We start from the raw sequence: 6,743 nt of genomic DNA, 5'->3' as shown, positions 1-6,743 counted from the left end.
TACTTTATTAATTTCGTTTCTCTCAGTTGCACCAAATACACAATTGTCGAGCATAAATCTTCCCTGAATATCTAATAAGATTGCCTTAGTAATGGATAATGCAACATCACCACTTTTCACTAACATCCTCCCCCTTGAATGGACTGACTATGATGATCATAAGTTTTAGTGCTATACAAAAATTTCTCTGCTTTATACCAACCGTTATATGTCCTTTGAACATTAGTAGGTTTAATTGGAATAGCATGAAACCCTTTCTGTCGTCTATTTGTTGCCAAATTAATCTCAGCCGTTGATTGTATAGAATCAACAGATATCCACTCCACATTCGGGGGGAGTTCCAGTCGATTAAGGATACGCGTAATCATTTTTTGAGATGTACCGATTATAATCAGTTTAGTTATATTTGAGTCACGTATATAGTTTTTGACTTCATTTTTTTGGTCATCCCAGTGGAATATCGCTCTCTGCGTCGCTGAATATAGCAACCTTTCACACTTTGCCGAGACCCCGGCTACATGAGATTGATCGACAATTAGAATGCCATCATCAATTATCGAATTGACACCCACCTTGTTCGCTAGTGCTTGAACTTTGTGGCTCTCGCCCGTTCCGCTCCTGCCGTAAAATCCGTAAATTTTCATAATAAATTACCTCAAAATCTATTTAACTACTAATATATCGCGAAAACATACTTGCTACTATAACTGTATTTCCATACTTTATTTTCATTTACTTAATCTCATCCATGCTCATCCATATTCCCTGTAACTCTTCTATTTTCCATTCGAGTTTCTTCATGTATTCGATCATATTTCTCAAAGTTTGCTGTGTTACAAATCCTGGAACACCTCTTGCTTCTATCTCTATAGACTTGACAAAAAAATCGCTGCGTCGTTCTAACTTTTCACATCGAACATTTTTAAATCTTCGCAGTAAATTTAGCATCTGTTCCCAACAATCCAGCTTAATCTGCAATAGGATTAACTTGTAGTAATGATCACTGTTACTAGTGAATGGATAATCATAATATTTCTTGCTTCGCTCTAACGCCGCGCTATATAAACCTACATTTCTTTCCACAGTTTCAATAAGTTCATTCACTTTTCTCATTCCCTCCGCTGCATATTAGTTGCCCTTGAATTTATATAGAAAAACTCACCCATGTACAGAATTTATCTCTAAATCAGGGGAAGCACTGATTGTTTGTTTACCGCCTCTGAAATCAACTGATGCAACGATTCAGAGAGGTTTCGAGCCCCTAATTTACTTATCAAATGATATCTTTTGACAATTGGATACTTGCTTTTGACTTCATTAAAGGCCCATACCAGCTTCCTCCTACGATAATCATGAATGTCTTCTATATTTTTTTGTATTATTTCGCTGGTCTTTGGCAAATGAATCAATCTTTTTGGGTCTGAAAGAATACTCTCCCCAGTAGCCCGAGTAAGCCAACTTCGAGTAATACGAACCGGTTTAATATTAGATTTTAAGTTTTCATCAATCTTATTCCTGACAAGTTTTACGAGAGCATTATCCCGAGATTCCCAGTTCATGCTTCTTCTCAAGGGTTTAGGTTTGATGGCACATGGTTTAACTTGGTTAAGCCACTCTACATCATATTTCGTAGGCCAAGCGTATTCCGCTCCAGCAACTTTTTTTAATTTACTTATCGTTACATTATTTATACAATCCAAGGCTCGCACGAAGGATCCTCTTTTTCGATTTATAACTATTAAACTTGGGACATTCCTGCTTGTTTCGTTTAAAACCACTTTTCTCACCCGATTTGTAAACTGGTAACTTAAAGATCTGTCACTACAGAGTGATTTACTGAGGTCTTTAATTGATATACCAGGTTCTTTAGCTCTTAGTTTGTCAATAAGTGACTCCGTATCCTCTCCAAGCCGGAGTATCCTTCTAATTTGATAAGCGCCTTCCTTATTACAATCAGGCTCGTTACGGCTATAGGAAAAACCGCAATTTCCACATGTGAAAATCCCTACCACCTTTTTAGTTTTCCTATCATTCGTTTCATGATATGAGGTAATGATATTCTCTCTAAAATGGGCACTAGTCGGATTAAGGCAAGGAAAAGGTCCCTTCCCAAAAGGTTGGAAATTATTTTCCTTAAAGCTCAAACAGTTTTCAACAGATCCAAACAAAAAACGAATCAATAATAGGTGCCGTAATGGATGTACTGGCTTATCTCGTTTGTTGAATATATTACTTATCCAGTTGATTTGGCCTGCTCTAAGAGGGAAACTATTAAGCCTCTGCAGAAGACTTTCTCCATAATACATCCGAAAGCTTTCTAGCAACTCTCTTTGCTTTACATAACCAGTACTAGTTAATAACCCCATCTCTTTCAGTCTTGTTTTATAAACTTCGCTCCAGTTATTTATTTTTAAAATCCCTTGGTAATGATCCAAAAGAAACTGTGTGTCCCTACACAATAACACCTCGTGTTTTCTATCTCCCAAGATATCTAAGGATGAATAAATTCGTAGTTCTCTTAAATCAGTACCACAAGAGCAGTTAATGTTTATTAAATGGTAGCAACTAGAACTCAAGGGATAATTTTTCCCGCAAATAGGGCATCTTTCAATAAGCGGGAGTTCATGAATTGGACAGATAGTCACACTGTCGGCTTGATGAATGACATGCCAAAAGGGCTCCCCTCGTTGGACCACATCATCCTTAATACAGGAGGGGCAGAACTTTAAATTTCTGATAAGAAGACTGTTTGTTTGGTTCAATGATGCAGGAATAGGCAAGCTTATTGGTTTTCCAACAGCATATTTCATTCTTTCTAAGATGTGATTGCGCCTATCCTTATCCATAAATGCCGCATAATAGGTAAACAAAGTGTTCCGGTGGATAATATTTTCGGGATCAAACGAGACATCTACAGAGATGCGATCACATAGTGTTGAAATTCTAGATGGAAAGTCCACCCTAGCAAAAGTATAGCAACCAAAAAGGTCTTTAGTCGTCTTCTTGAAACTGCGGCTGGCACTCCGATAGTGATACCTTGCAATGGTGCTATAAATTAGTTCTCCTTCGTAGGGTCGCGGAAAGAACTTCGTCATCTCAGTTCACCTCATCTAATATTTAATACTTATATGATTAATATCAAATTTACATACTTATCTACGTGTTTTTCCTGCATCCTATTTTTGCTACACTTCCAACAGAGGGAGTTGATGCCATGAGCGATCTTCTTAAGCTCTTAGGCGGAAAAATACGTGACCTACGAAAAGAACGGGGTCTTTCCCAAGAGCAATTGGGGGAAATAGCTGGTTTCCATTTAACTTATATTGGTGGCCTGGAACGTGGGGAAAGAAACATTAGTATTCAAAATCTAGAAAGAATTGCCCAATCTCTTGATGTCGAAATATTTGATCTTTTTGAATATGTAAATGAGCTGAAAGCTTTCTCTACTAAAAATGATCTTCTTCATTCCCTATTCCTTCTGTTAGTGAATCGAAATGAAAAAGAAATTTTAATGGCCCAAACACTCTTAAAAGAAATATTCAATACATACGATCATTAAAAGCTCTACTTGATTAGTAGTGCTTTCTTTATTTTAGTCGCTGCCTATTTTTGAACAAACTAACTTGTTTAGATCTCCTCCTCTGTCTTTTTAAACTTTGGTACTTTTCTTTATAAATAAGGAATGTTCTATAGTACAGTCTCTTTTCATCCTCCGTTACGTTCTTATTCAATTCCACCTTAAAGGCTTTCTCCAGCATTCCATCTACAATTAAAATGATTTCATTGGTACAGTTTGATGTAAACAAGACCGGTAAAGCCCAAGTTTTTTTTCTCGAGAGCATAAACCAATTTTCTGCAATGGCAGTTCGGCAAGTATATCTCCTTCCTCTAAAGACAATACCTACTGGAGTTACAATTGCAATTCCTACTTTCAATCCACTCATTTCTCTTTCCTCCTATTAGAATTGTTACTAGTATGTTCATAGTTTTAAAAAATGATACTTATATAGTTATTTTTAATAATTAATACTTTTATAACAAGAACCTCAGCAAATGGCATAATAGAAACTGTATCAATTGGATCTTTTCAATTGTCACTCCTCTCATTTATGATTAAAAAAAATTTGGGGAGGGGCTTATAAATGAGAAGAGCCGAATTTTCTATTCAAGAGCAACAGGAAATCGATAAATTTTTAAATGAGATGTCATTTGGTTATCTGGGGACCTTAGACAAGGACGGATGGCCACATATTACTCCTCTAAATTACACGTATCAGAATGGGCACATTTACTTCCATGGTTCAAAGAGAGGTGACAAAATGGATGAGATATTGACTTCACAAAAAGTAAGTTTCGCAGTTGCTAAAGAGTTTGCTATTATCCCTTCTTATTTCACCGACACTCGGCAAGCTTGCCCCGCAACAGCTTTTTTTAAATCTGTTCATTTTAGAGGAATCGCTGAGCCTGTTGAGGATTTACGTGAAAAATCAACTGTATTAAGTGGCCTAATGGAAAAACTTCAACCTGAAGGGGGCTATGCTCCTATTACTTCGGAAGATCCGAAATATCAAGGAGAATTAAAGGCAGTTTCAGTAGTAAGAATCTCTGTTGAAGAAATAACTGCTAAATTTAAGTTTGGACAAAACCTAAAGGGGCAACGGCGAGATAAAGTTATTGAGGGGCTTAATGAAAGAGGAAGAGCTGAAGATGAAGTAACTATTGAATTAATGAATAAGTACTGTCCCTTGCATAAAAAAGAGTAGGTGACTGGAGGTTCAGGAAACCTGCTGGAATTTAGAAGTGCAGCAAAAGGACACCAGATTACCTTCAATCAGGAACCTGGTGCTCTTCTGCAAGCGAAAGTGAGTTTATGCAATGCTTTATGCATAGATTAAAGAACTTTATTTTTGATTAAAGAACTTTATTTTCAGTTAAAGAACTTTATTTTCCCACACCACTACTTCGTCTTTCACGAAGGGGCGCTCTATTTTCACGGCAGCAAAATCGGGCAAAAAATGGCCAATTTGAAGGCACGGCCGCAAGTCACCTTCTCCGTCGCCAAGGAATACGCCATCGTGCCGTCCTATATCCTTGATCCGAAGCTGGCTTGTCCGGCTACGGCCTATTTCAAATCCGTCGTTATCAAAGGCTACGGCGAATCGGTCGACGATCTGCAGCAGAAGGCGGAAGCGCTGGGCGCGTTTATGCGCAAGCTGCAGCCGGAGGGCGGCTACGATCCGATTGATGCGGCCGATCCCGCCTATGTGCCGCAGCTTCGGGGGACGTCCGTGGTGCGCATTCGCGTGGAACGGATCACGGGCAAATACAAGTTCGGACAAAATCTGAAAGAACCCAAGTTGAGTCAGGTCATGGACGGACTAGAGCAGCGCGGCGGCGAGCTCGATGCGGAAACGATCGCGCTTATGAAAGCGTACTGCCCGCACCACCAAGAAAAGTAAAATTCGGGAAGCTTGCGGGGCCATCCGGCACCTGGCGATTACCTGAAAATACCCGTCTTTTCATCCCGGTGCAAAAGCGGTATGCTAAAGTAAATCGCACTTATGGACCCCAAGGAGGCTCCCGCAAACGATGACATCCGAAACCGAACTGAACCGGCTGGCCGAGCAGCTTCCGGCCTGGCTCGAGACGAGTCGCAAGGAATCCCGGCACGGCCAGCCCGCCTCCTACATCCCCGAATTGGCGCACGCTCCGGGCGACGCCTTGGGAATCGCGCTGCTCGACGCCGCAGGACGCGAAGTAACGGCAGGCGACAGCCGCTTGTCCTTCACCCTGCAAAGCATCTCTAAAGTGTTCACGCTGCTGCTCGCCTTGATGGATCAAGGCGAAGAAGGCGTTTTCCGCAAAGTCGGCATGGAGCCGACCGGCGACGACTTCAACTCCATGCTGAAGCTGGAGCTGGTCGAGCCCGGCATTCCGTTCAACCCGCTGATCAACGCGGGAGCCATCGCCGTCTCGTCATTGATCCGGGGCGTTACCCCCGTGGAAAAGACGGAGCGTATCCTCTCCTTCTTCCGCGAGCTCGCGGGCGACCCGACGCTGACCTTCAACGAAGCGGTATACCGCTCCGAAGCCGCTACCGCGCACCGGAACCGGTCCCTTGCCTACTTCCTTAAAGATAATGAAGTGCTGGACGAAGAGGTGGAGCCGGTGCTGGACGTTTATTTCAAGCACTGCTCCGTGGAAGTGACCTGCCGCCATGTGGCGCGCATGGCGCTCGTTCTGGCGATGAACGGAACCGATCCTTTGACGGGACGGGAGCTGGTGCCGCGACGCTACGTGCAAATCGCCAAAACGTTCATGGTCAGCTGCGGCATGTACAACGCCTCCGGCGAGTTCGCCATCCGCGTCGGGCTTCCGGCCAAAAGCGGCGTCGCCGGCGGCATTCTCGCCCTCGTGCCGGGACGGTACGGCATCGGCGTCGTCGGCCCGGCGCTGAACGATAAGGGCAACAGCATCGCCGGCGTCCACCTGCTGCAGACGATGTCGGAAGCGTTCGACTGGAGCATGTTTTAGCTGGAGCGGATCGTCGGAAGGCGCTGGCGACGGTGAACCGGCGCCGCAGCGCGCTCAGGCTTGAGCGGGGAGCATGGTGCTCCCGCTTAAAGCCTCAAGCATAGGCTCCCCCTGGGCGCGACACAGCGCACGCTTCTTCGGGCCTGCGCCGGCTCCCAAAATAAAGGAACTTCAACGAGCTATCACTCCTAAGAAACCGGATTCGAATC

General features: G+C 42.9%; 8 protein-coding genes. 4 read left to right on the top strand and 4 right to left on the bottom strand.

Annotation, left to right across the window (positions count from 1 at the left end; genetic code table 11):
* Positions 1-119: 119 nt before the first annotated feature.
* The 3 genes from NI000_RS34120 to NI000_RS34110 all read right to left on the bottom strand — a co-directional run bounded on the left by NI000_RS34120 (position 120) and on the right by NI000_RS34110 (position 3,095).
* Positions 120-644, bottom strand: coding sequence for a hypothetical protein (locus NI000_RS34120; RefSeq protein WP_253415796.1), 525 nt, complete (start codon positions 642-644; stop codon positions 120-122).
* Positions 645-732: 88 nt separating this feature from the next.
* Positions 733-1,113, bottom strand: coding sequence for a hypothetical protein (locus tag NI000_RS34115; protein WP_253415795.1), 381 nt, complete (start codon positions 1,111-1,113; stop codon positions 733-735).
* A gap of 68 nt (positions 1,114-1,181) precedes the next feature.
* Positions 1,182-3,095 (bottom strand): TnsD family Tn7-like transposition protein, encoded by a 1,914-nt coding sequence (locus NI000_RS34110; RefSeq protein WP_375541031.1) that lies wholly within the window; start codon positions 3,093-3,095, stop codon positions 1,182-1,184.
* A 119-nt stretch (positions 3,096-3,214) separates the two neighbouring features.
* On the opposite strand from NI000_RS34110, the gene NI000_RS34105 reads away from it, so the two are divergent.
* Entirely contained in the window at positions 3,215-3,559 is a 345-nt protein-coding gene (locus tag NI000_RS34105; RefSeq protein ID WP_253415793.1) for a helix-turn-helix domain-containing protein, read from the top strand.
* A gap of 28 nt (positions 3,560-3,587) precedes the next feature.
* Here the strand turns inward: NI000_RS34105 and NI000_RS34100 are convergent, their stop codons facing one another.
* On the bottom strand, positions 3,588-3,944 hold the full coding sequence (locus NI000_RS34100) for a hypothetical protein (protein WP_253415792.1): 357 nt from the start codon (positions 3,942-3,944) through the stop codon (positions 3,588-3,590).
* A gap of 198 nt (positions 3,945-4,142) precedes the next feature.
* On the opposite strand from NI000_RS34100, the gene NI000_RS34095 reads away from it, so the two are divergent.
* The 3 genes from NI000_RS34095 (at position 4,143) to glsA (ending at position 6,534) form a co-directional block, all read left to right on the top strand.
* On the top strand, positions 4,143-4,763 hold the full coding sequence (locus NI000_RS34095; protein WP_253415791.1) for a pyridoxamine 5'-phosphate oxidase family protein: 621 nt from the start codon (positions 4,143-4,145) through the stop codon (positions 4,761-4,763).
* A 144-nt stretch (positions 4,764-4,907) separates the two neighbouring features.
* Positions 4,908-5,459, top strand: coding sequence for a pyridoxamine 5'-phosphate oxidase family protein (locus tag NI000_RS34090; RefSeq protein WP_253415790.1), 552 nt, complete (start codon positions 4,908-4,910; stop codon positions 5,457-5,459).
* A 130-nt stretch (positions 5,460-5,589) separates the two neighbouring features.
* A complete protein-coding gene (gene glsA, locus NI000_RS34085) occupies positions 5,590-6,534 on the top strand; it encodes a glutaminase A (RefSeq protein WP_253415789.1) in 945 nt (314 codons plus the stop codon).
* Positions 6,535-6,743: the final 209 nt, after the last annotated feature.

The sequence above is a fragment of the Paenibacillus tyrphae genome (assembly GCF_024158745.1).
Classification (GTDB): Bacteria; Bacillota; Bacilli; order Paenibacillales; family NBRC-103111; genus Paenibacillus_G; species Paenibacillus_G tyrfis_A.
Note: the sequence above shows the minus strand (reverse complement) of the source record. Positions and strands in the feature narration are given on the sequence as shown.